This is a genomic window from Nocardioides thalensis (genome assembly GCF_013410655.1).
Lineage (GTDB): Bacteria > Actinomycetota > Actinomycetes > Propionibacteriales > Nocardioidaceae > Nocardioides > Nocardioides thalensis.
The window spans coordinates 307,900-330,677 of sequence record NZ_JACCFP010000001.1; the positions used below are offsets into that span (position 1 = coordinate 307,900).

Annotated in this window: 23 protein-coding genes; 17 read left to right on the forward strand and 6 right to left on the reverse strand. The window is 65.1% G+C overall.

From position 1 onward, the window contains the following. Positions 1-303: 303 nt before the first annotated feature. The 11 genes from HNR19_RS01490 to HNR19_RS01540 all read left to right on the forward strand — a co-directional run bounded on the left by HNR19_RS01490 (position 304) and on the right by HNR19_RS01540 (position 12,462). On the forward strand, positions 304-1,278 hold the full coding sequence (locus tag HNR19_RS01490) for a hypothetical protein (protein WP_179666226.1): 975 nt from the start codon (positions 304-306) through the stop codon (positions 1,276-1,278). A 739-nt stretch (positions 1,279-2,017) separates the two neighbouring features. Beyond that, entirely contained in the window at positions 2,018-3,040 is a 1,023-nt protein-coding gene (locus HNR19_RS01495) for a hypothetical protein (RefSeq protein WP_179666227.1), read from the forward strand. A 50-nt stretch (positions 3,041-3,090) separates the two neighbouring features. Beyond that, positions 3,091-4,500, forward strand: a complete 1,410-nt coding sequence (locus HNR19_RS23675; RefSeq protein WP_425490630.1) for an alpha/beta fold hydrolase — start codon at positions 3,091-3,093, stop codon at positions 4,498-4,500. 130 nt (positions 4,501-4,630) lie between these two features. Then, on the forward strand, positions 4,631-5,179 hold the full coding sequence (locus HNR19_RS01505) for a sigma-70 family RNA polymerase sigma factor (protein WP_218910105.1): 549 nt from the start codon (positions 4,631-4,633) through the stop codon (positions 5,177-5,179). Beyond that, positions 5,176-6,420, forward strand: a complete 1,245-nt coding sequence (locus tag HNR19_RS01510; RefSeq protein ID WP_179666229.1) for a Kelch repeat-containing protein — start codon at positions 5,176-5,178, stop codon at positions 6,418-6,420. Before HNR19_RS01505 ends, HNR19_RS01510 begins: the two co-directional genes overlap by 4 nt. A 309-nt stretch (positions 6,421-6,729) precedes the next feature. Then, complete coding sequence (locus HNR19_RS01515; RefSeq protein ID WP_179666230.1) at positions 6,730-7,761, forward strand: endonuclease/exonuclease/phosphatase family protein; 1,032 nt, start codon at positions 6,730-6,732, stop codon at positions 7,759-7,761. Between the two features lie 247 nt (positions 7,762-8,008). Next, on the forward strand, positions 8,009-8,272 hold the full coding sequence (locus tag HNR19_RS01520; RefSeq protein WP_179666231.1) for a hypothetical protein: 264 nt from the start codon (positions 8,009-8,011) through the stop codon (positions 8,270-8,272). 58 nt (positions 8,273-8,330) lie between these two features. Continuing rightward, a complete protein-coding gene (locus HNR19_RS01525) occupies positions 8,331-9,719 on the forward strand; it encodes a helix-turn-helix domain-containing protein (RefSeq protein WP_179666232.1) in 1,389 nt (462 codons plus the stop codon). A gap of 168 nt (positions 9,720-9,887) precedes the next feature. After that, positions 9,888-10,133: a DUF2188 domain-containing protein gene (locus HNR19_RS01530; RefSeq protein ID WP_179666233.1), complete on the forward strand. Its 246-nt coding sequence runs from the start codon at positions 9,888-9,890 to the stop codon at positions 10,131-10,133. A gap of 105 nt (positions 10,134-10,238) precedes the next feature. Beyond that, positions 10,239-11,066, forward strand: coding sequence for a hypothetical protein (locus tag HNR19_RS01535; protein ID WP_179666234.1), 828 nt, complete (start codon positions 10,239-10,241; stop codon positions 11,064-11,066). Positions 11,067-11,271: 205 nt separating this feature from the next. Further along, complete coding sequence (locus tag HNR19_RS01540; protein WP_179666235.1) at positions 11,272-12,462, forward strand: hypothetical protein; 1,191 nt, start codon at positions 11,272-11,274, stop codon at positions 12,460-12,462. 126 nt (positions 12,463-12,588) lie between these two features. On the opposite strand, the gene HNR19_RS01545 is transcribed toward HNR19_RS01540, so the two are convergent. Then, positions 12,589-12,735, reverse strand: coding sequence for a hypothetical protein (locus HNR19_RS01545; protein WP_179666236.1), 147 nt, complete (start codon positions 12,733-12,735; stop codon positions 12,589-12,591). Here HNR19_RS01545 and HNR19_RS01550 point away from each other — a divergent pair. From HNR19_RS01550 to HNR19_RS01570, 5 genes are all read left to right on the forward strand, one after another. After that, on the forward strand, positions 12,734-14,233 hold the full coding sequence (locus HNR19_RS01550; RefSeq protein ID WP_179666237.1) for an Eco57I restriction-modification methylase domain-containing protein: 1,500 nt from the start codon (positions 12,734-12,736) through the stop codon (positions 14,231-14,233). The two genes, HNR19_RS01545 and HNR19_RS01550, sit on opposite strands and share 2 nt — an antisense overlap. Further along, a complete protein-coding gene (locus HNR19_RS23365; RefSeq protein ID WP_179666238.1) occupies positions 14,230-15,165 on the forward strand; it encodes a BsuBI/PstI family type II restriction endonuclease in 936 nt (311 codons plus the stop codon). Before HNR19_RS01550 ends, HNR19_RS23365 begins: the two co-directional genes overlap by 4 nt. 26 nt (positions 15,166-15,191) lie before the next feature. Next, a complete protein-coding gene (locus HNR19_RS01560) occupies positions 15,192-15,740 on the forward strand; it encodes a hypothetical protein (protein WP_179666239.1) in 549 nt (182 codons plus the stop codon). 85 nt (positions 15,741-15,825) lie between these two features. Further along, the gene (locus HNR19_RS01565; RefSeq protein ID WP_179666240.1) at positions 15,826-16,254 is read left to right on the forward strand and encodes a hypothetical protein; all 429 of its coding nucleotides are present in this window, start codon (positions 15,826-15,828) and stop codon (positions 16,252-16,254) included. A 349-nt stretch (positions 16,255-16,603) separates the two neighbouring features. Next, the gene (locus HNR19_RS01570; protein WP_179666241.1) at positions 16,604-16,915 is read left to right on the forward strand and encodes a hypothetical protein; all 312 of its coding nucleotides are present in this window, start codon (positions 16,604-16,606) and stop codon (positions 16,913-16,915) included. 59 nt (positions 16,916-16,974) lie between these two features. On the opposite strand, the gene HNR19_RS01575 is transcribed toward HNR19_RS01570, so the two are convergent. Next, a complete protein-coding gene (locus tag HNR19_RS01575) occupies positions 16,975-17,700 on the reverse strand; it encodes a hypothetical protein (RefSeq protein ID WP_179666242.1) in 726 nt (241 codons plus the stop codon). A 589-nt stretch (positions 17,701-18,289) separates the two neighbouring features. Here HNR19_RS01575 and HNR19_RS01580 point away from each other — a divergent pair. Continuing rightward, entirely contained in the window at positions 18,290-19,030 is a 741-nt protein-coding gene (locus HNR19_RS01580) for an SDR family oxidoreductase (protein ID WP_179666243.1), read from the forward strand. Between the two features lie 194 nt (positions 19,031-19,224). Here the strand turns inward: HNR19_RS01580 and HNR19_RS22265 are convergent, their stop codons facing one another. The 4 genes from HNR19_RS22265 to HNR19_RS01600 are packed head-to-tail and all read right to left on the reverse strand — an operon-like array spanning position 19,225 to position 22,705. Beyond that, a complete protein-coding gene (locus HNR19_RS22265) occupies positions 19,225-19,572 on the reverse strand; it encodes a 2'-5' RNA ligase family protein (protein ID WP_218910106.1) in 348 nt (115 codons plus the stop codon). Between the two features lie 10 nt (positions 19,573-19,582). Further along, a complete protein-coding gene (locus HNR19_RS01590; RefSeq protein WP_179666244.1) occupies positions 19,583-20,395 on the reverse strand; it encodes a GntR family transcriptional regulator in 813 nt (270 codons plus the stop codon). 58 nt (positions 20,396-20,453) lie between these two features. Beyond that, positions 20,454-21,233 (reverse strand): enoyl-CoA hydratase-related protein, encoded by a 780-nt coding sequence (locus HNR19_RS01595; protein WP_179666245.1) that lies wholly within the window; start codon positions 21,231-21,233, stop codon positions 20,454-20,456. Further along, positions 21,230-22,705, reverse strand: a complete 1,476-nt coding sequence (locus HNR19_RS01600) for an APC family permease (RefSeq protein ID WP_218910107.1) — start codon at positions 22,703-22,705, stop codon at positions 21,230-21,232. Before HNR19_RS01600 ends, HNR19_RS01595 begins: the two co-directional genes overlap by 4 nt. Positions 22,706-22,778 lie beyond the last annotated feature (73 nt).

The following is a 22,778-nucleotide window of genomic DNA, read 5'->3' on the forward strand; positions in this document are numbered from 1 at the left end:
CGCGGCACTGGAATCCCTCGGACCACTCCATAGCCCGACCGCCGCGTGCTCTGAAGCCAGTTACCTGCGACGAGTTGGCATCACGAGCGCACGTCGTCGACCCGATCATGGGAGTTGCTCGCCTCGTGAACGAAGTGTTCGTCGCGATGGCTTGAGCAGCAAGCTTGGCAACCCGCCCATCGAGGGGCCGCGTCGCACATGCGGTCGCCAAGTGACCTCCTGTGCCAACCCTCGTTAAGGTCCCAGGTCCAACGGACCCACCGCGCCCCCAGCAGTCTCGCCTGACGCACACCCTGGAGCCAGATGACCGTCCACTGGACAGCATTCCATTTCGTTCTCGCAACTGTCTCGGCTCTCCCTCTCGCACTGTTCGGTGACGAGGCGGTTGCCAGGCTGTCCGCCGCCGCCCTCGCGGCGGCGTCTGCAACATCGCTCATCCTCAACCTGGCGTACGCTCGCCTCCTAGGCGGACGGCCTCGCTCTGTGCGCCGGAAGGACGCGGACCGTCGCACCGCCCTCGTCGTGCTTGGATGGCTACCGGTCAGTTTGCTGGCAGTGGGGCTGCTGGTGCTGTGGCATCCCTATGAGTCTTACCTACGTTGGGGCAGCATCGAAGCAACGTGCTTGCTAATCGTCGAGCTGGGCTTCATTGCCGTGTTTCTGTCGAGCCTGATCGATAGGTATCTAGTAACCCCGTGGCGTGATGGGGTCATCGGACCTCCGCCTTTCGAGCGTGGCCAGGCGAGCAGGTCGGCCTACACCAAGATGTGGGTGAATCATCGACTCGCGGCAACCGCCCTCTTCTTCGTAGCGTTCTGGGTTCTCTGCGGACTCGCATGGTTCAAAGCATTCGAGGCATCAGTGACCAACAGCTGGCTGGTTTTCTTGCTCAGCCTCGTCAGCCCTGCGGTGATACCGGTCGTTGTGATGCGAGGCTGGATACGCCATCTGGCTGACGCCGTTTCGATTGGGTTCGGGCACGTCGACCTTCGCGTAGGCGACTACATCGAGTGCACCAATGCAACCGACATGGACGCCGGAATCGTCTATGAGGTTTCAACCGACCGTGGCTATATCGTTCTCGCCGACGATGGCCACCTCTGGACCCTGCCGCTATCGGATGCTCGACCCAGTAAGCGACTGAGAGTCGATCACGCGCCTCCCACCACCTTCGATGTTGTCGCCGCCATCACGTCCCCCGCAGCTACCAACCTTGGTGACGCGCGGGACTACCTGACGCCCAAAACCGAGCACAGCAACCGATGGGTCAACTTCTGACTTCCTTCGTGCAGCTTCCTGAAAGTTGTCCAGAGCGGATGGCTCGGCTCGTCACCACCCCGACGGCGAACGCGATACTACGGGGCTGGACCACGGGTGGACCCGAGGCGGGATGTATGTGAGCCCTGCCCCAGGGTCAGGGCCATCGAGGCCGGTAACTCCGGATCTTCGGTGAGGTAGGGACCCCCCGAGGGTCGTGCAGCCATCTCGACGGGGGGATCGGGCGAGTCCCGACGACGACGGGTAGACCGCACCCGCCGTGCACCGGTTCGGTCGCCATCAGCGTGACGGTCGAGGTCGGTCCGCCATCTGGAGAACCGGGACACAGCTGGGCCGGCGTGACAGGTGTCGACGCGGCCGCGATGCCACCCGTTCCGGCATTCCTGCATCCGCAACCGCGGTGGCTTCTGCGCGCACGGCCGGACACGGCGTCCGGTGCGAGCCATTACGGAAGCATCACCGTCCCGGCCGTGCGGCAAGGTGTCAACCAGTCCCCAAGCACCGGGGGCTGCACATCTCTCGAATGTGAAGTCCCGAATCAGCGCGAGCGCTGCGCACGGGTGGTCTAGCCCACGAACTTGCCAAAACTCGACAGCGCCCCTGCGTCGCCCGTACTCTGCCGAATGGCGGCCATCTACCGGCCGCAGACGTTTCATAGCGAGGAACACTGGGGTGCTCCGCGCCTCGGGCGCCGCGCCGAAAACTCCAAACTCCTCCGAGAGTTCAAGGAGCTTGCTGCATGCGAATATCAGCGAGATCTTTCGGCGGGCGCGCGATTGTCGCCGCTGCCCTTTGTTTGGGCCTGATCATGTCGGCTGCACCGGCCCACGCCGAAGAAGATCCAGAAAATCCGATCGAAGAAGTGCTCGACGACATCCTCGTCATCGTCACACGTGTGCTCAGTGCAGCCGAAGTGTTGGCGCTGGACGTCACCGACAGCCTGCTCGGGCAGGAGGCCCTCGCAGAGGCTGCGGCTTCGGGCATGGACGTCTACTCGGTCCCACACTCGGTTTACGAGTACGACGGAGCCACGCTTGTTGCACCCACCGGAGCGGAAGTCCGAGCATTCGATGGGGAAAACGCCGCCGGTGAGACAGTTTCGACGCTCGCCGTAGTCGCAGCGGAGGGAGCCGAGCCGACCGATCCCGGGCTCGCCGTACCGCCGAAGTCTGCCTTTGGGTATAACAACTCCGGCAACTGGCAATACACGACCGATGATTGGATTCGTAAAGGCTGGTGGAATATCACCACCGCCCGATGGCGCCCCAATACTTCCTCGGCGTGGAAGCGGTACACGCGGTTCACGAACAAGACAAACGGTGGGTTGCTGGACACCAGCGGGAGTGGGTTCCGCCGCCTGTGGGCTGAGGTGGACCGCACTTCAAGCGGGAGCTACTCGGAGTTCGAGCCGCCAACTCCTGCCTCTGGCATCGCTGGTGCCGCAGACACCACCACGACCATCGGATACAGCGCGGGGGTGTCAATCACTCTCGGCGCCCCGCCTATCGCGGTGTCAGGTTCCGCCGACACGTCCTACACAGGAAGTGTCACATCCTCGACACAGTGGTGGCACCCAGTGAACCGTGCTGAAGTCGGGTCTGGCGGCGTGCAATGGTGCCATTACCCGAGTTCGGGATACCAACAGGCGAATAAGGTGATCGCGGGTCGGGTCAGCCTCAGCCGTGCCGACAATGCAACCGCGCCGGGATGGACCATCCTGCACGGAATGTCCGCCAGCAACAGCAATTGTCCGGACGTCTAGATCCTGCTAAGTGCCGCGGCGGCCTCCGGGTCGCCGCGGCGCTAGCGACCATGGTGGCTGCTCTGGTCGCGTGCAATGGGCGAGCAACTCCGGGTGACCCCCCAACCGAGGCCGCGTCTGTTGGGCAGTCGCCCGACGTCCTCAGCGCCTCGCTCAACGGCGTACCGGAGCTTTGTGGAGAGCCGCCGAAGCCCTCTCGCCGGGGCAAGCCGGCCCCGCCAGAAGGGCTTCCGGCGAACCGCTATCTGTTTTGCGCCGAAGTCGTGGCAACCACGGCGGATGGCGGCGAGCACCGCTGGAACATTCAAATACTCACCAATGAGCCCAGCCCAGATGTGCGCGAGAAGCGACTCGTCTTTGTACACGCAGGGGGACCTGGCCTTGCGTCGACCGGTCGACTGGCAGCGGTGTTGCCCACTCTTGACTACAGCCAATCGGTGGCCGTCAGTTGGGATGGATCAACATCGTCTTCTGAGCCCGGTGCGTGCGGACCCGCCTCCGCGGCGTACGGCGTTGACCGCAGCGACTGGGAAACGACCGCCAGCCAAGTCGCGGAGGAGTGCGGAGCCCGAGACGGCGAGGCGCCCTGGCTGGCGTCGGCCGGTTCCGCAGCCGAGGAACTCGAAGCGACCAGAATCGCCCTTGGCAAGGACCAAGTCGATCTCCTCACCTACTCCTACGGAACAGCTGTCGCGCAGGCATATCTCGCGTTATACCCCGAGCGCGTTAGCCGCGCCGTTCTAGACGGCCCCATTGTTCTGGAGACACCTTGGGACCAGCGCATCGCGGCGATGCGCCGAGCCACGTCCCGTGCCTGGAACGAGATGGTCAGACGGTGCCTCACGCGAACCTGCCCTGCGCAGACCCGCCAGTTGCTCCGCGAGTCCGCAGGATACGCGCAGGTACGCGCACGGCTGCTCGAAGATCCGGTTTCTGTCGGAAGCGGGCAGCAAGACCTGACCCCGACCATCGTGGACCAAGCCACGCTGATGGGATTGCGAACGGTTTCGACCCGGAAGGGACTGGTGCAAGGAATTCGTGAGGCACTCGCAGGAGACGGGACAGATCTGTGGCAGTACGGGACGCGGCAGTACTTCGGACTGGACCGAGCGGTTTACCTCGACGCTCTGTGCCATGACCTGCGACACCCTGGTTCGATTGAGGCCTTCGCCGTCGACGGCGACCCACTGACAGCGAGCTTCGCAACAGATCTCGCTCCATGTGCCCTAGCACCCTTCATCGAGTTTGATACGGCTTCGAACTCTCGAGCGCGCGTATTGGTGATGGCCTCCGACTTGGACCCTCTGACGCCATGGGAGCTGGTGCAACACGGCACTTGGTCCGCGAACACCAAGCTCTGCCACACGCATACTCCGGGACACACAGGTGGTCTGTTTCGCGGCCCGCGCCTGGCGGCAAAACGCATGCTCAGCGGCGACGCGTTCCGATGCCCGCCCTAGACGGGCAGGGCGACGGCGATGCAGTTCCTGGCGAGTTTGTGTCAACCGAAGTCGAGAGTTGGGAGTTCACCCACCAACTGGAGAACGACAGCGACCTACTCGTCGGTGTCCCGAGAGTCAGGGAGAGCCCGTGCGCACCAATGAAGCGGCCATTCGGATGACATCGCCGCTTGGTGCGCGCCGATCGCGGCCTGATGTACAGGAAGCGTTTGCTGAGCTCTTCAGTGGCAACTTCCAGTCACTGGTACGCCTCGCTGCGGTGATGGGCGCCGACGACCCGGAGAACGTGGCCCAAGAAGTCTTCGCTCGCCTGCTCCTCCGTCGAGACCTGCTCGCTGATCCCAATGCGGCGATCCGATACGCCCGCGCGATGGTCTGCAACATGTCGCGCAGCCGACTGCGTCACCTGCGCGTCGCACGCCGGGCGATGCCGCGACTCGTTCCCGAGTCGGCGCCGCCGGCTGATCACCTTCTGATGAGCGCAGACGCCAGTATGCGCGTGGTCGCGGCCGTGCAGGCCCTACCGGCGCGTCAACGGGAAGTGATCGTGCTTCGGTACTGGATGGGCTTACCGGAATCCGAGATCGCCCACACGTTGGGGATTTCACCGGGATCGGTCAAAACGCACGCTGCCCGCGCCATGGCGGCACTTAAGAAGCAAGCGGAGGTCCTTCAATGAAGAGTGAAGAACTGACTCGGATCCTTGATGACTATGCCCACCGAGTCGAAGCAAGCCCCGCCGCACTCCAGGAAACGCTGGACCGCAGTCGGCAGCTGCGCCAGCGGCGTGGCTGGCTACGTGCGGCGGCAGTGGTTGCCGGTGTGGCGGTCGTCGGCCTGACCGCAACCATGGCCAATCGGCTCTCCTCAAGCGAGCTCTCCACCCCGGCCAGCGCACCGGACAGGGTCGGGTCCTTCGCGATCGAAGTACTCCCGCCGGCGCCGCTCGGAGCACGCTCGAACCACGCTCAAACGACCTTGGGTGAGAGGTTGTTCGTGTGGGGAGGCGAAGCCCCTTCAGGCCCCGATGACGCTGGTGCGATGTCGGCAGGAGAACCGCTAGACGACGGCGCGATCTTCAATCCGGCAACCGGCGGGTGGCACGAGTTGCCGGCCAGTCCGCTGTCGGCGCGCTCCCACGCTGTGGCCGCGTGGACCGGTGAGCAGGTTTTGGTCATGGGTGGGCGCGCAGACGGCACGCCGCTCACGGACACTGCGGCATACGATCCGTCCACGGATGGGTGGACACGACTGTCTGCGGCACCGATCTGTCCGCAACTCGCTGCCGTGATCGCGGATGTCGTGATCGCAGCCGGCGCGTGTGGCCCGGAGCAGCCGCAGCTTGCCGCCTACGCTCCCCGCAGTGATCGCTGGACTGTCATCGAAAGTCGCGCAGTAGGCGACCCCACATCGATTGCGGTGGCCGGTTCGAGCGTGCTTGTCGGCGACGTGAATGGACGAGTCGTCGTGGTCGATGCGCAGTCGCTCGATGTTCGCGAGGTCTCCGGACCGTCGCATGAGCTGGAGTTCACGCTCGTGGGCGACGGGACACAGGCCTACGCCTTGTCCACACCATTGGACAGCGGAGCTGCGGAGCCGATCCTGAGCCGATTTGATGGAGCGACGTGGCACGCGGTCGTCGATCAGACCCGCGAGGTTGGCTCTACCACGGGCCCCCGACCGACATTCGTTGGCTCGACGCTGGTGTACGCGACCGACCGGGGTGCGTGCGTTTGGAGTGCACAAGAGACCTCGGACTGCACGTCAGATGATTTGAACGCTTCGTTGGTGCGGAGCAATACTCAGTTCGTCGCCACCGAGAGCGGAACCCGCGCCTACCTCTGGGGAGGACTGACCTTCGAGTCGGGCGGGGGATACGCGCTAGCCAGTCGAACTGGCGCAGTCCTCCAAATCGACTGAGCCAAGCGATGATCGGACCGCGGGCCCGGCACTGGTGTCTTGATCCGGCAGAGACGGGGGCGGCGCGCTACGTCCTAACCGTGATCCACGTGATCATGGCCCCGGACGATCTAGTGATCGAAGTGGCCTTCACCCTTAGCCCCGCGGATCCCACAGCCGACGGCCCCGCGAGGTGACGCACCAGGGAACGGGTGTCCCGCACGGAGCCGACATGACAAAAGTTGTCAAGCCGACGAGCCGCGGCAAGAAGACACTGGCGGCCGCGGCACTCACGTTACGGTGTCCTGACGCACGAACGCGGGGCGAGCCATGAACCTTGACAGATTCAGCGTCGCAACTGTCAACCTGTACAACCTGAACCTTCCAGGCGTCGCTATGTACCGGGACGTCGAGGGATGGAGTCCTGAGGAGTACGCCAAGAAGCTCGCGTGGTTGTCGCAACAACTGAAACGACTCGATGCAGACATCGTCGGGTTTCAGGAGCTCTGGCACCGCGACGCACTCGCTGAGGTAGTCGACGCGGCTGGGATGACACATTCCTATGACCTCCTCGCCGAGCCGGCGGACGGATCGGAGATCTGGTGCGGCGCTATCGTCCGGCGCGGTCTGATGGTTGGGGACCCGACCTGGACCGCCACATTCCCCGAGACGGTGAGGCTCGAATCGAGTGAGGACGCCAGCGACCCACAGGCGCCCGCGATTACGGTGCGGATCTCAGGATTCTCGCGTCCCGTGCTGTCGTTCGACGTCAGGTTGCGCGACGACGTCGACCTGACGCGCGTGTTCGTCGCTCACCTGAAGTCCAAACTCCCGACCGAGATCCGCCACGAGCCTTGGTACGAGGCGAATCCAGAACTCTTCAAACCACATGCAACGGCGCTGGGAGCCGGCATCGCTACGATTCGTCGGACAGCTGAGGCGGTCGCGCTGCGGAACATCCTGACGGACGTCATGAAGGACACGTCAACGCCGGTGCTAGTGCTCGGTGACCTCAATGACGGCCAGCACAGCAACACGATGAACATCCTGACCGCCCAGCCGCGGTATCTCCCGGGGTCCCATCTCGGTGGAGCGGACGTCGGGCTCTACACGGCGCAAACCCTCCAGGAGTACCGCGACACCCGGGACGTGTACTACACCCACGTGTTCCAGGATCTCCGTGAGTCCCTGGACCACATTCTGCTAAGCGAACAGTTCTACGATCATTCGACCGATCGTCTGTGGCTCTTCGACGGACTGGTGATCAACAACGACCACCTCAATTACGACGACCACAAGGCCTCCGGCACTGGTGATCACGGAATCGTCCAGGTTCACTTCAAGCACGCGCCGAGACGTTGAGGATGGAGCGCGAGTAGCCGACGTCTGGGTGTACGTACGCCAGGCGGTCGACGAGGCACCCGCAATGACCTTCACGGCGAGTCAGGCCCCGAGCCTGCGCGGCGGACCCCAGTGGAGAGCTTTCGCCGCTCTGGCACAACTCGCTGACGCCAAGACGTGGTCATCACGCTGCGGCAGGGCGGTGGCGCGGAGTCGACGACGCCACCGCCCTCGGGATAGCTCCGATCAACAGCACCAGGAGCGATCGTTGGCCGAAGCGGACCCGAGGCTGGCCTCCGCCGTGAGCATCCCCCCGACGGTGAGAATTAGGGCCGCGAGCCCCGCTGCGATGCGTCGGACCGTCTGGTTCTTCATCTATGTCTCCTTCGTCCGGAGCGCTCGACGAGTGCTCTCAGATGAAGTCAAGAACCGGCAAGATCAGAATGGTCAGTACTTGCCAGAGATTGTGACACGTGAGGTCGGTGGGGAGACTGAGGCTGGTGACGTTCTTGCCGGTGAGCGCGTCGTGTGACTCGCGCCCGCTGTCCGGCGAGGCGAACCTCAGTTGCCGGATGCGGCAAGATGTGTCCATGGACGTCGACTTGGTGAATGCCCTTCTGGCGCTTGATTCCAAAGTTCTTGGCGAGCGGATCAAGGCAGCGCGGGCCGCCAAGGGACTCACTCAGCCGGATCTCGGCGGGTCCGATGCGTCAGTCGCCTACGTGTCCCGTATCGAAAAGGGCGAACGGCGTCCTGGTCCGGAGTTAGTCGATCTCTTTGCGCAGCGCCTCGGCGTGAACGTCGAACAACTCGTGCTCGGGGAAATCCCAGACCATGTTCGTGCGCTCGAGTTGCAGATCGACTTGGCGGAGCTGGAGTTGGGCGGAGGTCAGGCCGATGTGTCTCACGAGCGGGTACTTGCGGTACTCGCAGACGTTTCGCTCGACCGGATCCCAGGGGGTCGCCTGAGGGCCCGCTACGTGTGCGCTGCAGCCGCAGAGGCGCTGGGGCTCCCGGAGGCCACTGACGAGTTCGCCTCGATCGTCGCAGAAGCAGAGCCAGGGCCGATCGCACTGAAGGCAGCGGTCGCTCTGAGCCGTGTATCCCGGGAACGGGGGGCACTGGACGAAGCTGTCTCTGCCGCGGAACGCGGGTTGGACATCGCACGGAAAGCATCGCTAATAGACACGGAGCAGGCGGTCCGTCTAACCGTGACCTTGGCCGCTGCCCACTATGAGCGGGGGGACATCGATACCGCAGCCGCGGCCTGCGAAGAAGCGATCGAGCGCGCTGACAGACTCGACGCACCCGGCGCACGGGCGGCGGCGTACTGGAATACGAGCGTCATTGAGGCCGAGGCGGGCAATATCGAACGTGCCCTGCATCTGGCCAAGAAGGCGTTGAACCTCTTAGAGACCGCAGAGGGAACGCTGGACCTCGCGCGGCTGCGCACCCAGTTGAGCGCGATCATGCTGCGGGTTGATCCTCCGGATATCGACGACGCGCGCCGGCAACTCGAACAGGCCTCCAAGGAACTTGAGTGGAGTGGCGCCTCGCCTGCAGATCGCGCCCGAACCGACATCGTGCGCGCGCGGCTCTTATTCGTCAGCGGCGCACTCGTGGAAGCTCATGAGCTGGCGCAAGAAGCCGTCGGTCGCGTTGGGCCGGAACTGCCCCTGGCTCGCGGAGCCGGCTTGAGCCTGTTGGGGCAGATCGCCTGGAGTCTCGGCGACGACGACGGCGCCCGGCAGGCCTATCGCTCGGCGATCGCTGTACTCACGGGCTTCGGGAACGATCGCGAGGCCGCCCAGCTCTGGTTCGAGGTCGGGGCCCTCGCGGACGAGGCTGGGCTTCACGACGAAGCGAGGGATGCTTACAAACGGGCTGCCGCCTCCAGCGGGCTCGCTGTTCGAAACCCGATCGTACGAGGCGCTCGCCCGGTGCCGGCCAAGGCGTCGGGCGCTGGATCGTCAAGCTAAACCCCGCGGGACACGTCAATAGGGCGATCAACGCCGCCGAACTAAGGGGCGACCCCGGTCGTCGACCAGGTGGCGACTGGACCCTTGTGGATGGCAAGTTTCGTCAACTACGATGACGACATCAGTGGACTGCGAGAGCAATCCGGCCGCCCTGCGAAAGGTGGAGGCATGGCACAGGAGGCGTCGAGAGACGTTGTACCGAACCCTGACGGGGGCTGGGACGTTCGCGCGCCAGGGGCCTCCCGCGCCAGCAGTCACCACGACACACAGGCGGAGGCTATTGCACGGGGCCGCGAGATCGTCCAGAACGCTGGCGGGGGAGAACTACGAATCCACGATCGTGACGGTCGAATCCGCGACAGCGACACGATCCCACCCGGGCACGACCCGAACCCTCCGCGGGATCGGAAGTGATCCGCTCTAGCGAGCGGTCCTGTTAGCGGCCCGCTCCCAGTTTGGCGATCCACACGGGTCGGACCACGCCGCACCCGAAGTGACGTCCATAAGGAGGACGACACCATGCCGAGATACGCCACCACGGTGACCCGCACACCAACCGCAGCGCAGGGACCGCTCGCCAGTGGTGGCGTCGGTCCCCCGAACTCTGCCGCTGCAGCGGCTGGTGCTCATGCCCCGGCCCACGCTGGTCCGGTCACCTCGACCATCCAGGGCGTCGCGGAGGAGCCGCATGCCAGCGGGCTCTACATCTGGTGGGCTTATGGGCTGGTCGCCTTAGCCGTCGTTGCCGGGGTGATTATCGGCGAGACAGTCAACCCCGACCCTCCGGTGGCGGTCGCCGGCGTCAGCGCGTTCGCGGGCCTCTATATCGCCGCCCAGGCGATCGAGCGGGTCTTGGTGCCGTTCAGACCGTGGCTCGGCGACCCCCTCGGTAAGATCGATACTCCGACCCCTGCCGCCGACGACGAGAACGCGCCCCAGGCAGAAGGCAGCGCGAAGCCGTCACCGAAGGCGAGGTTGCGTCTCGCCCGCGACCGGGCCTTTGGAGCCGCTACAACGCTCGCCGATAAGGCCGCGGCCGATCCGGAGCAAGAACCGGCTGCCAAGGAGGCTGCCTCTCTGGCGGCGCAAACCCAGGCAGCGGTTGCGCAGGAACGAGTCAACGCGAGCGTGGTCATGTGGGGTGTCGCATCCGCGATCGGGATCGTCGTATCCGCTTTCCTCGGGCTAGCGCTGCTGCAGTCCACAGGAATACGGGGAGCGCCGTACGCCCTGGACGTTGTCGTGACCGGGCTTGCGATCGGGGGCGGCACCAAGCCCCTGCACGACCTCATCTCGCGTGTGGAGGCCGCGAAGGAAGCTAGGAGCGATCCCGATGAAGCGAAATGACGGCAAAGCCCCTCCCGTCGTGTGAGCCCCGAAGTTTGTCCATACACTCCGCGGCATCAGCTGGCGCTCCTCCGCCTGATAACCGCGGAGTCGATCGCGTCATGAGGCCTGGGGGCAATGCCAGCGGGGAGCCAAGTCACGCAACCGAACGCTAATCCGACCGCCTCGGAAAGCCCGCTCGTGGGCCAACCTCGACGAGCACAATATGTTCGGCTCGCCGGACCCTGCCAAGCGAATATTCTCGAACACGGAGGTGGCAATGACAGATAGCACACCAGACGGAGAGCTTGGAGTGGAACGAAGTTGCTTCGTCATTAGTCCAATCGGAAGTCGACTGGCCCCGATCGGTACGCCAGCCCGGGCGTCATACGAACAAAATATTCAAGTATGGGAACGCGTGATAGAGCCAGCTTGCGCACATTTTGGCCTGACGCCCCTCCGCTCGGACAAGATCTCCGAACCAGGTGAGATTACCGAGCAGATTTTCACCTTGCTCAGGGATTCAGACGTCGTCATCGCTGATCTCACAGATGGAAACGCGAACGTGATGTACGAACTCGGTCTACGTCACACTCGCGACAAAATTACTGTGCAGATCGGCGAGTATCAACGCCTTCCTTTCGACGTCAATACGATTCGCACGCTGCAGTTCACCCGTACCGAGGCGGGCTTTATTGACGTCCGCGAGTCACTCATCGAATCTTTGCGCGCTGCATTGGCTGGCCGTTCCACCCCGGTGACTGCCACACGGGTCTGGACCGAAGGCGCGGTCATCACAAGCGCGGAAATCTCTGAAGTCGCCGCCCGGTCGTCCTCCCCCGATGACGATGCTGGGCACGACGAGCCCGGTTTTATCGATATCTTGGCCGAGGGCGAAGAGTCGGTCACTTCATTTGGCGAGCGCCTCGACGAGATTACCAGCCGCATCGCCGACATAGCTAACGTGATCGATGAGTCTACGGCGGCGATCCACGAGTCAGACCAGCGTCAAGGCGGGTTTGCGGGCCGGCTCACGGTCGCTCGGCAGACCAACGAGAACCTCAAGCCGCCGGCCGAGGAACTTCAAAAACTGGCTATTGAGTTTCGCAAGGACGTCTCCACTGCGGACGCCGCCCTGAACTACATGCTGGACAGAATGACTGAGGATACAGACGAACGCGCAGAAGGTGCAGAGTTCCTGCAGGTGTTGGCCGATCTAGGCGTCGTTGTAGCGGAGTCCGAGTCCAGTACCGCCGAGTTTGCCCAACATGCGCGAGGATTGGCGAACATCTCGCGAGTGCTGAAGGACTCGTCTCGGACGATGACTACCGCGATGAATGACATCCTGTGGGGCATGGGAACGATGAAGGCCTGGGCGGAGCGGGCGCGCCGACTATTGGACGACGGCCGGGCGTGAGCGGTCAGTCCATCCGTCGCGGCATCGGCTTCTAGGGCAACCGAGTCACCAACGCACCCCCGCGGCCCCATCTAACGTGGGGCGCGCGCACGTGACCGGCGGTTTGCCGAGTCGACCTCTTGTAGATCAAGGCGCCGGCTCCGCCGGCGCCGCCTTGCGGGCGGCGCTGAAGCGCCGTCCTCGGCGGCCGGTGCACTCTTCCGTTGCCTTTCTCCACAGTCCCGCCGCGCCCACCTCGGGATTGTCGTTGCCGTGCGCGAGGATGTTCGACATGCGTCGCGACCTTCTCGATCTGGCTGAGTGTCATCGCAGGGCGGCTCTCGCGCGCCTAGACGCCAAGGATCAGGCGGCTCTCGGCCAGTTCTTCACACCGATGCGCGCTGCCGCGTTGATTGCATCGCTGCCCCGACTGCCCGAGGTAGGAGCGTTGCGAATCTTGGACCCGGGTGCCGGGTCGGGCATGCTTTCGGCGGCGATCGTCGCGCGAGTCCTCTCGGAAACGCCTGACGTCTCTGTTCACATCGTTGCAGTCGAAGCCGACTTAGTGGTGCTGCCGCATCTGATCGAGACCCTGGAGGCCTGCAAGGCCGCCGGCCATGGTCGGGTGACCTATGAAGTTGTCGAGGCCGACTACATACAGGCATCAACTGGGCTCGATGCCGACGACCGGCTCGCCGGCTTCGACCTATGTATCCAGAACCCCCCGTATGCGAAGTTGGCTGCAAAGTCGCCGGCGCGCGCCGCGATCAAGGCCGCCGGCGTTGACTCCCCGAACCTGTACGCCGCCTTCTTGGCGCTCGCCACCGCGGCGCTGGCAGAGGGCGGGCAGCTGGTGGCGATCACCCCGCGCTCGTTCGCGAACGGCCCCTACTTCGGAGCCTTCCGCCGGTACCTGCTCGACCAAGTGTCCCTAGACCGGGTTCACGTCTTCGAGTCGCGGTCGACCGTGTTCGCAGACACGGGGGTGTTGCAGGAGAACGTGATCTTCTCCGCCACCAAGCACGGCTCGCGCGAACGGGTGATGTTGTCCGTCAGCAACGACCACCACGACGACGCCGCTCACCGCACGGTCCCGTACTCCGACGTCGTCAACCCAGAGGACGAACATCGGTTCATTCGGATCGCGGCGAACGACGCCGACATTGCCATCGCCGAATTGATGCTCACTCTGCCCTGCACTCTTGCCGATCTCGGGGTAAAGGTTTCCACCGGCCCCGTCGTCGACTTCCGCAGCCGCCGTTGCCTGCACACCGAGGCTGTCGACGGCGGACTGCCGCTGATCTATCCCGGAAACGTCCGAGGCGGCCGGATCGAGTGGCCGCGAGAAATCCGCAAAGCGCAGTGGTATCTACCCGTCGACGCCGCGGATGAGAGGTGGCTGGTCCCGGAAGGTTGGTACACGGTCATCAAGCGGTTCTCTGCGAAGGAAGAGCGTCGCCGCATCGTCGCCGCCGTCTGGTCACCCGACGTGAAGCCGGGACCGTTGGCCTTGGAGAACCACCTCAACTATCTCCATCTGGGCGGGGTCGGGCTTGATCGAGAGCTCGCCTACGGGTTGTCGCTGTGGCTCAACTCGAGCTTGGTCGACCAGTTCTTCCGTACGTTCTCCGGACATACCCAAGTCAACGCGACAGACTTGCGGACCATGAGGTTCCCCCGCATCGACAGCCTGCGGGCTCTCGGCGCCGCCGGTCCGGATCACCTGCCCGAGCAGAACGAGATCGACGCGCTCGTCGATGCGGCGCTGACTGCCGCGGCCGCCGCCGCGTGATCTCGACCAACGAGAGCCAGCAGATCCTTCGCGATCTGGGCTTCGACGACGAGCAGTGCAATGAGCGATCAGCGCGTGTCCTGCTAGCACTCCTGCGCCTTGCGCCGCGCGACAGCTGGTCCGACGCGACCAATCCGATGCTTGGTACGCGGGCGATCATGGACTGGATTCGGGATGAGCACGGTGTGGAGTACGCCGCGAACACTCGCGAGACCATCCGCCGGTTCACCCTCCACCATTTCGCCGATGCGCTGCTTGTGGTGCAGAACGCTGACAACCCGGACCGACCGGTCAACTCGCCGAAATCGAACTACCAGATCACGAGCGAGGCGCTGGCTGTCATCCAGGCGTATGGCACTCCGGAGTACAGGGATCTGTTGGCCGCGTACCTGCAGGCAGCGCCGGGCCTCAAAGAGCGGTACGCCGCTGCACGCGCGTTGAATCGGATTCCGGTCACTCTCCCGGATGGGAAACCATTCACCCTGTCACCGGGTGGCCAGAATGTACTCATCAAGCAGATGCTCGAAGAGTTCTGTCCTCAGTTCACCCCGGGCGGTGAGGTGCTCTACGTCGGCGATGCCGATGACAAGTGGGCCCACTTTGAGCAGCAGCGGCTCGGGGCCCTGGGGGTCACGGTCAACCAGCACGGAAAGATGCCCGACCTAGTCGTTTACCTACCCGACCGCGACTGGCTGGTTCTCATGGAAGCAGCCTCGTCCCACGGGCCCGTCGATTCCAAGCGCCATGGAGAGCTCGCTGTCCTGTTCGAGGATGCAACGCCCGGCCTCGTCTACATCTCCTGCTTCCCAGACCGCCGCGAGATGCGCAAGTACCTCCACGTAATCGCGTGGGAGACCGACGTCTGGTGCGCCGAGGATCCCACCCACTTGATCCACTTCAACGGGGAACGCTTCCTCGGTCCCTACGACTAGGTCAGCGGATTCGCTAGCCTCCGAGAGTGACCAAGCGCGCCACGTACCTCCTCGTGGTTGGGGAGAGAGCCGCCTTGGCATGGATCCTGCGCACGCAAAGGATGGCGTTTCCTCCAAGGCGCGGCCCTTCTCTCGGCCAGCTTCAAGTGGGCGACAACTTCCTGCTCATGACGACCCGAGGTTGCTACCACAGCCCCGATCGCGATCGCACCCGCGTCATCGGCGCCGCGACCATGTCCAGTCCAATCGCGCTGCTCGACGAGCCCATCACGATCGTCGGCCGGGAGTTTCCGCTCGCCTGTGACCTAGAGATCGCCTCCTTGGCTCCGTTTCGGGAGGGTGTCGAGATAAGCCTCCTAGTTGATCAGCTGGAGGTCTTTCCGCATAAGCATGCGTGGTCCGCGGCCTTGCGCCGCCCTGTCGTGCCCCTGCCAGACGCGGACGCAATGCTGTTGTCTTCCAAGTTGGCCCAGATCGCTGAGCCCGCGGAGACACATCGAGACACCTATCTCGAGGGCATCAAGCCGATCCGGCGTTGGTTCAGACCCGGTAGCGGTCGGGAGCCAAGGCGGTAGCCAACCGAGGCGAACTGATGCGAACCACGAAATGACGGCGGGTTTGATCGCCTGAGGGCGGGTTTGGTGCCGCTACCGTCGGGGTGTGAGCGCTGACGTGGTGAAGATCGCCGTCACTGCGGTCGCGTCTCTGCTCGTCGGGTTCGTGTTATTCCAGTTGCAGCGCGGTGGCCGGCGTCGGCGGCTGCGGGTGGAGATTCGCGAGGAACTGGAGCTGTTGAAGCTCGTCGATGAGGGCACCGAACCGCACAAACGGATCCGCGCGCACGTCGACGGGTTGCTGGAGAAGTACGCGGCGGAGCCGCAGGAGCGTGTCGCTGAGGCACCTGGGACGGCATGGGCGCCACTCGCGGCGGTCATCGCGCTCGTCGGTGCGGTGCTGTGGAGTGCCCTTCCGGACACGAGTTGGGTCGCGGTGGTGTCCGTTGTCGCTGCCATTACGGGCTCGTTCGGTGCGGCATTCCTGGAGCGTCGGAACGCGAAGTGGCAAAAGTCCCGGGGCCTGCGCCGGTAGGCGGTGACGTGCCTGAACAGTTCGGCGGCGGCCTCGGCGGTGATGTCGAGCGCGGCGCCGATGACGGTCCAGGAGTCGCCCGCCTCGCGGGCTGCGGCGACGTCGGCCTCAACCTCGGCCTCGGTGATGGCCTTGTGAGTGGCGACTATCCGACGGAATTGCACGGCCTCGCGGAAGTTGCCCGGGTCGATCGAATCCATGAGCGTGTCGGTGTGGCTGTCGTGAAGCCACCGAGCCCCGACGTCCGTGCGCCCGGTCGGACGATCTCGGTGGCGTCGCCGATCACACGCCGCTGTCGGCCGCCTCGTTCTGGCCCACAGGGTAACGGCCGTGCGCGTAGCGTCAGCCCATGACCCACATCGACACTCAGGCTCGTGCCTCCGCAGCTGGTCTGCTCCTCGACGCGATCGGCACATTCTCCCTAGCAGATGCGGGTACGCAAGCGGCCGACGACCGGATCGTGCTCGCGATGGGCACGCTCGGTCTCGACCTCGGAGCGTTCCCGGAGTTCCGGCCGGTCGTCGCGGCCGCGCTGGACCTGTTGACGCTGCTGCTGCAGCACCAGGCGGACCGCCGCGGTGTGTCGCTGCAGCAGGTCGCCAGGGTCGTCAAGACCGATCTGCTGCCAGCGATCTACCCGGACGTGCTGCCCGGGTCCTAGGCGGCGGTGGTTCGGTCCTGTGCTGACGCCCCGCGGCGTCGTGACTATGTCGTGTCGTCCTACGGCTCGGGGGCCTCGCTTGGGTCCACCTCGCCGCCGCCGCGTGGCTGCTGTGCGTCGGTGTCGATGGTCGTGAGCGCTGGCCAGAACCCAGGTGGGGGCTGGACTAACCGCCCGGGGCGGAGCAGGGTGAATCCGCGTGAGGGCCATGTCAGGTGCTCAGCGACTGGTCGGTGCTGGATGGCGACGGTGAAGAAATCCCCTGTCGTCTCCGGCATCCGACGGACCTCGTTGTCGCGGTAGACCGCTGCCAGTGCGCGTCGAAGCTGCCACTGCCGCAACATAGAGAACAGCCGTCCGCGGATGGGTTGTTCGATTCGTTCCGCCACGGTCTCGCAGACCACGTCGCGATAGAGCACCAATGGTCGCGTGGGCACGCGCGAGGGGTGGCGCATCATGCTCGCGTAGGTTCCGCGGTGGGGATTGTCGCCGGGTTGCGGCTTGATGGCGTGCTCGGCCGCAATGAGCGCCTGGGTTGCTCGGTCGATGAGCTCCACGTAGATCCACGGGACGCCGCTTCGGAACAGCGCCATCCGGGATTCGAGCCGGGATCGCCACTTGGCGTCGTTGTCGAGTTTCGAGTCGAAGGGGAGGCCGCGGAATCGCTCGACGGCGACTAGAGCGTCATCGCGCGCGGCGCGGTCGGTGGCTGCCTTGCCCGTCCATGCGGCGATCGCGCCGCCGATGACGACGCCGGCGAGGCTGTCGACCCATCCCCAATCCACAAGGAGAGTGTCGCGGCTTTCATGCGGGTCCGTGCGGAAACACGGGAGCTCTCAAGTCCGCCCTCACGGCATCGACACGAAGGGGCCGAACGGGCAGTACTAGCCGTGCCGTGTGGTGATGAGATTCACGCTCAGCACCGGACACGACCGAATTGGGGCGCACCTGTCGATGTGCTGCGGATCATGAGGTCAAGCTCCAGTGGTCAATCGTGTAGAAGGCGTTAATCGTCGATCGGCCGGCCCGCGAGCGCGGTGGTTTCCCGTATGCGCCCCATAGAACGTCGGCACAGCTTCATGTGTGCAGGTCACAGCCTGCCGTCCGACGGACTGTAAATCAGCCGGCATTGCCTACAGTGGTTCGAATCCACTACCTGCCACCGGCGCCGGAAACGGCCCGTGACCTGCGGAAACGTGGGGAACGGGCCGTTTCGCGTTGCGCGGTCGTCGCGACTGTTGCCGGCTGGCTGGGCACTCTGCGCCACCGACACGCCATGGATCCAGCCAGTCGTCGTCGATCGGTCTCGGCGGAACACGTCGAGGCCCGGCATCATGAAACACGAGCCGATCAGCCGTGACCTGAGGAGCACACGTGTACCAGCGCTCGTACGTCGTCACCGGAGGTGCCGGTGGCGTGGGCCTCGCGATCGTTGACCGTCTGAGCCGGGACGGCGCTGTTGTGGTCCTCGACGTCGTGGCTGGACGTCGAGATGAGAGTGACGCGGTGACTCACGTTGTGGGCGATGCACGAGACCCGGCGGTTGCTGCGATGGCTGCTGAGGCCGCCGAGTCCGCCGGGGCTCTCTGCGGCTGGGTCAACAACGCCGCAGTCTTCGAGGACGCAAGTCTCGCCGCTGACTCAGCGAACGCGGTCACGGATCTCATCACGGCAAATCTCGCGCTCGCCGTGACCGGCTCGCATGTTGCGGTCAACCACTACTTGCGGCGCGGTCGGGCAGGAGCGATCGTGAATGTCTCGTCACATCAGGCTCGCCGGCCAGTCCGTGGCGCGCTGCCGTACGCAACTGCCAAAGCCGCGATCGAAGGCCTGACGCGCGCCATCGCCGTTGACCACGGCCCCGACGGCATTCGCGCCAACGCGGTCGCTCTTGGGTCGATCCGAACCGACCGGTTCGAGGCGTACCGTGCGGCTCACCCCGAGGTCGACGCGGCAATGGCCGAGCTCCACCCATTGGGGCGAGCAGGCACGGTGGACGAGGCCGCGGACGCTGTGGCCTACCTGCTGTCGCCGGGAGCAAGCTTCATCAACGGCGCTGTACTGCCTGTCGACGGCGGCCGAGCGGTCAACGGGCTGGACCCAGAGGGGGCCTGACATAGCGGAGCACCGAGCGACCAGCTGGCCTGCAGGTGTGCGTTACCAGGCTCGTACCGGTGCAGCTCGATGCGCTCGGCGGTGCAGCGGGCCGGCAGCACGTCGGCCAGCTCGGCGCGGGGGGTCTCGAGCGTCACGTCGGAGCCGACGACGTCGAGCGTGAGGTGCGGAGGCACGTCGCCGTACCTACCTGCTTAGGGCACGCATTGAGGAAACGCGGCCCGTAGGAGCGCCGTGAGCCGCGAGAACGGAGCGGCTGGCTCAGGGAGTAGGTGGACGATGCCGCTGGGGGTGACATGGACCTTGCTGAGGTCGTAGTCGAAGGGCGCGAGTGAGCTCGCTGCTTCGGCAATTTGGGCGAGGTCGTCCGGAGTCGGCTCATCAATCCACGGCGACAGCAGCGTGACGTGGGCGTGCGTGAAGGCTGGGTCATCGGAGACCAGGTGGGGGTCATAGTGCTCCCAGCGCGACCTGACGAAAGGGTCGAGCGGCGGCACGGGAACAGCGATGACGTTGTGGCCGCCACGAGGATTCACGCTCATGCGGAAACGCCTACCGCGAGGCTTTCCCCCTTGACTTCGTGGCGTCCGGGCGATGCTCCAGGCGCAGCGAGGAGGATCCGGAGGACGAGGTCGCCTGCATGCCCCGCCCCTGGCTCCGCATCGTTATCGTCGTTCGGTCCGCCCGGAAGAGGTCGTAGGAGTACTCCAACGGGTTGAGCTCGGCGTCGAAGGTCGTGCGCGTGATCGCGAGGAGCGGCGCACCGGAGGCCACTCCGAGGAAGGCGGCTTCCTCCTCGGTCGCGAGGACGACCTCGGCGACCTCCTCGGCCTCGGCGGGCACCGCCGAGTAATGGCTCTCCATGATCTCGTAGATCGATCCCCCCAGCGGCATCTCGAGCAGGCCCGGGAACCGCTCGACGGACAGCCAGGCGTGGTCGAGCGAGATCGGTCTGCCGTCGGCGAGGCGGACCCGTTGGATGTCGAACACGAGGCTTCCCGGGGCTAACCCCAGGGCTCTCGCAGCGTCATCGAGGGCCGGGGTCATCCGGGCAGACACGACGGTCGTGCCCGCCGGATACCCCTGGCGGGCCAGATAGTCGGGCACGGCCTGCACCGCGCTGAGATCGTGCTCGACCTTGCTGCGAGCGACGAACGTCCCTCCGCCGCGACCCTGCACCCGTTTGATGATCCCGGCTTCTTCGAGGGCCGCGAGAACGCCGCGTAGCGTGCCGCGACTGACGTTGTAGTCGGTGGCCAGCTGACGCTCGCTGCCGAGCCGGTCGCCCGGCCGAAGAGTGCCGGCGGCGATGTCCGCGAGGATGCGTCGCCGGAGCACCTCGCCAGCGCTGCTCCCCTCCCGCATAAGCCCCTCCTGCGTTTCGGTTTGACCGTTTGCGACCCAACGGTACAGCCCGCGTGGGTCATCCGAAGGAGGGTGACCGCTTCTCCAGGAAAGCGCGCACGCCCTCTCGGCCGTCGTCCGTCCCGGCCAGCCTGCGGATTGCTAGTGCCTCCCGTCGTAGGACGGACTCCACGTGCTCGGACGCGGTGCCGCGGATGACCGCCTTCGTCGCGCTGAGCGCTTCCGTGGAACCATCGAGCAGCGTCGCGACAATCCCCTCGACCGTGTCGGCCAACCTGTCCGCCGGAACCAGTTGGGCCACCAGGCCGGCGTCCAACGCCTCCTGCGCGGTGAGCTGCTGTCCCAGAAGAGCCAACCGAAGCACGGTGTGGAGGCCCAGCGAACGGGTCAGCAGAGTACTGCCGCCATCGGGCGAGAGGCCCACCCTCGCGTAGGCGAGGCTGAAGCTGGCCGTCCTGGCCGCTAGGACGATGTCAGCGGCGCAAGCAAGCGGGAAGCCTGCGCCGGCCGCGTGGCCCTGGACTGCGCTGACGACGACGGCATCGGACTCCATCAGCTCGACCACCACTCTGTGCAGGTCGCTGGTCAGGTCGTCCATGAACGCACCCGGTGCTGCTGCTGCGTGCAGCGCGGCGAGGTCCCCGCCGACCGAGAAGTAGCGTCCTCGGGCGGCGAGGACGATGACGCGCGCGGAGTCTGCATGAGCTCGGCGTACTGCTCCGAGGAGCTGCCGGCCGAGTGCCGCGCTGATCGGGTTGCCCCGATCCCCGTCGGACAGGGTGATGCGAGCGACCCCGTCGCTGGCGTGATAGTCGACCAGTTTCGTCACCGTGGTCACGCTCGCTCGTGAGAGTCATCGAGGACGATGCGTCCGATGACGTCGTAGCGCTCTGGTGCGATCGCTCGGGTGACGAGTGCGAACGCGACGCCTCCGATGCCGACGGCTCCGACGATCCACGGTGCGATCTTGAAGACCGGGTCGCTGGCGGCCGCGCCGGCGGCGAAGCTCGCATTCTGGATGAGTAGCCAGATGACGTATGCCATGCCCAGTGCGCCGAGTGCCGGGGCGACCCCGGTGCGGAACCAGTGGGCCGTCTCCGGGTGGCGATGATGGATGTGGAAGTACGCCACGCAAGCGATGGCAGCCAGGGTCTGAACCACGAGGATCGCGGTCGTACCCAGGATCGCCATGAGTGCGAACAGCTGTCCATAAGGATCGCGTTCTGTCGCGAAGAAGAACAGGACGATGACTGATGCGATGACACTCTGCACGAAACTGGCGATGTGCGGTGAAGCGTGCTTGCTGTGGCACCGTCCGACGGTGTCACGCATTCCCGGAATCAGGTCTTCTCGGCCGATGGCGTAGATGTAGCGACTCGCGCAGTTGTGGAAAGCCATGCCGCACGCAAATGCTCCAGTCACCAGGAGCGCCTCGAAGAGCACCACGGCCCAGCTTCCGAGGTTCTGCTCCGCGAGCCCGAAGAAGATCTCACCCGCGCTGGCGGTGTCCTGGGCCAAGGCGATCGACCGCTCGGGCCCGGTCCCCACCAGGCCTGCCCAGGAGACGAACACGTAGAAGGCGCCGATGCCCAGGACGCCTGCCATGGTCGCGCGGGGAATGATCCGCTTGGGGTCCTTGGACTCCTCGCCGTACATGGCGGCAGACTCGAAGCCGACCCACGACCAGAACGCGAAGAAGAGGCCGATCCCTGCGGATCCGGCGACAGCGATGACCTCGCCGTTCCCTGCCGGGTCCGGGACCGTGCCGCTCAGGTCAGTGAACGCCCCCAGAGGATTCAGCGACTCGAGCGACCACCCCTCCGGGCCACCACCGCCCGTCACCACCGTGATCGCCACCGCCAGCAGCATCGCCACCTCGGTCACCAGGAAGACGCCCAGGACCTTGGCGGTGAGCGTGACGTCGAAGTAGGTCAATACCGCGTTGGCGAGCAACATCGCGGCCGAGAACCAGATCCATGAGGCGTCCAGACCGAGCCGTGCCTCGGCGAACTGGGCGGCGAAGAAGCCGAACATGCCCGCCAGCGATGCCTCGAAGACCACATAGGCCAGTGTCGTGAGCGCGCCGGCGCCCATGCCGACGACCCGGCCCAGGCCATGAGAGACGAACCCGTAGAAGGCGCCGGTGGCGGTGATGTGGCGGGCCATGGAGGAGTACCCGAGGGCGAACAGGGCCAGGACGATGGTCGCGGCGAGGAAGCCGGCGGGCGCGTGAATGCCGTTGCCGAAGCCGATCGCGATGGGCGCGTTGCCGACCATGGCGGCGATCGGTGCGGCCGTGGCAACGCTCATGAAGAGGACGCCGGTGAGGCCTACCGCGTTGGGTCGGAGGCGTTGGACAGATGGCGGAGCAGTTGCGGTGGCT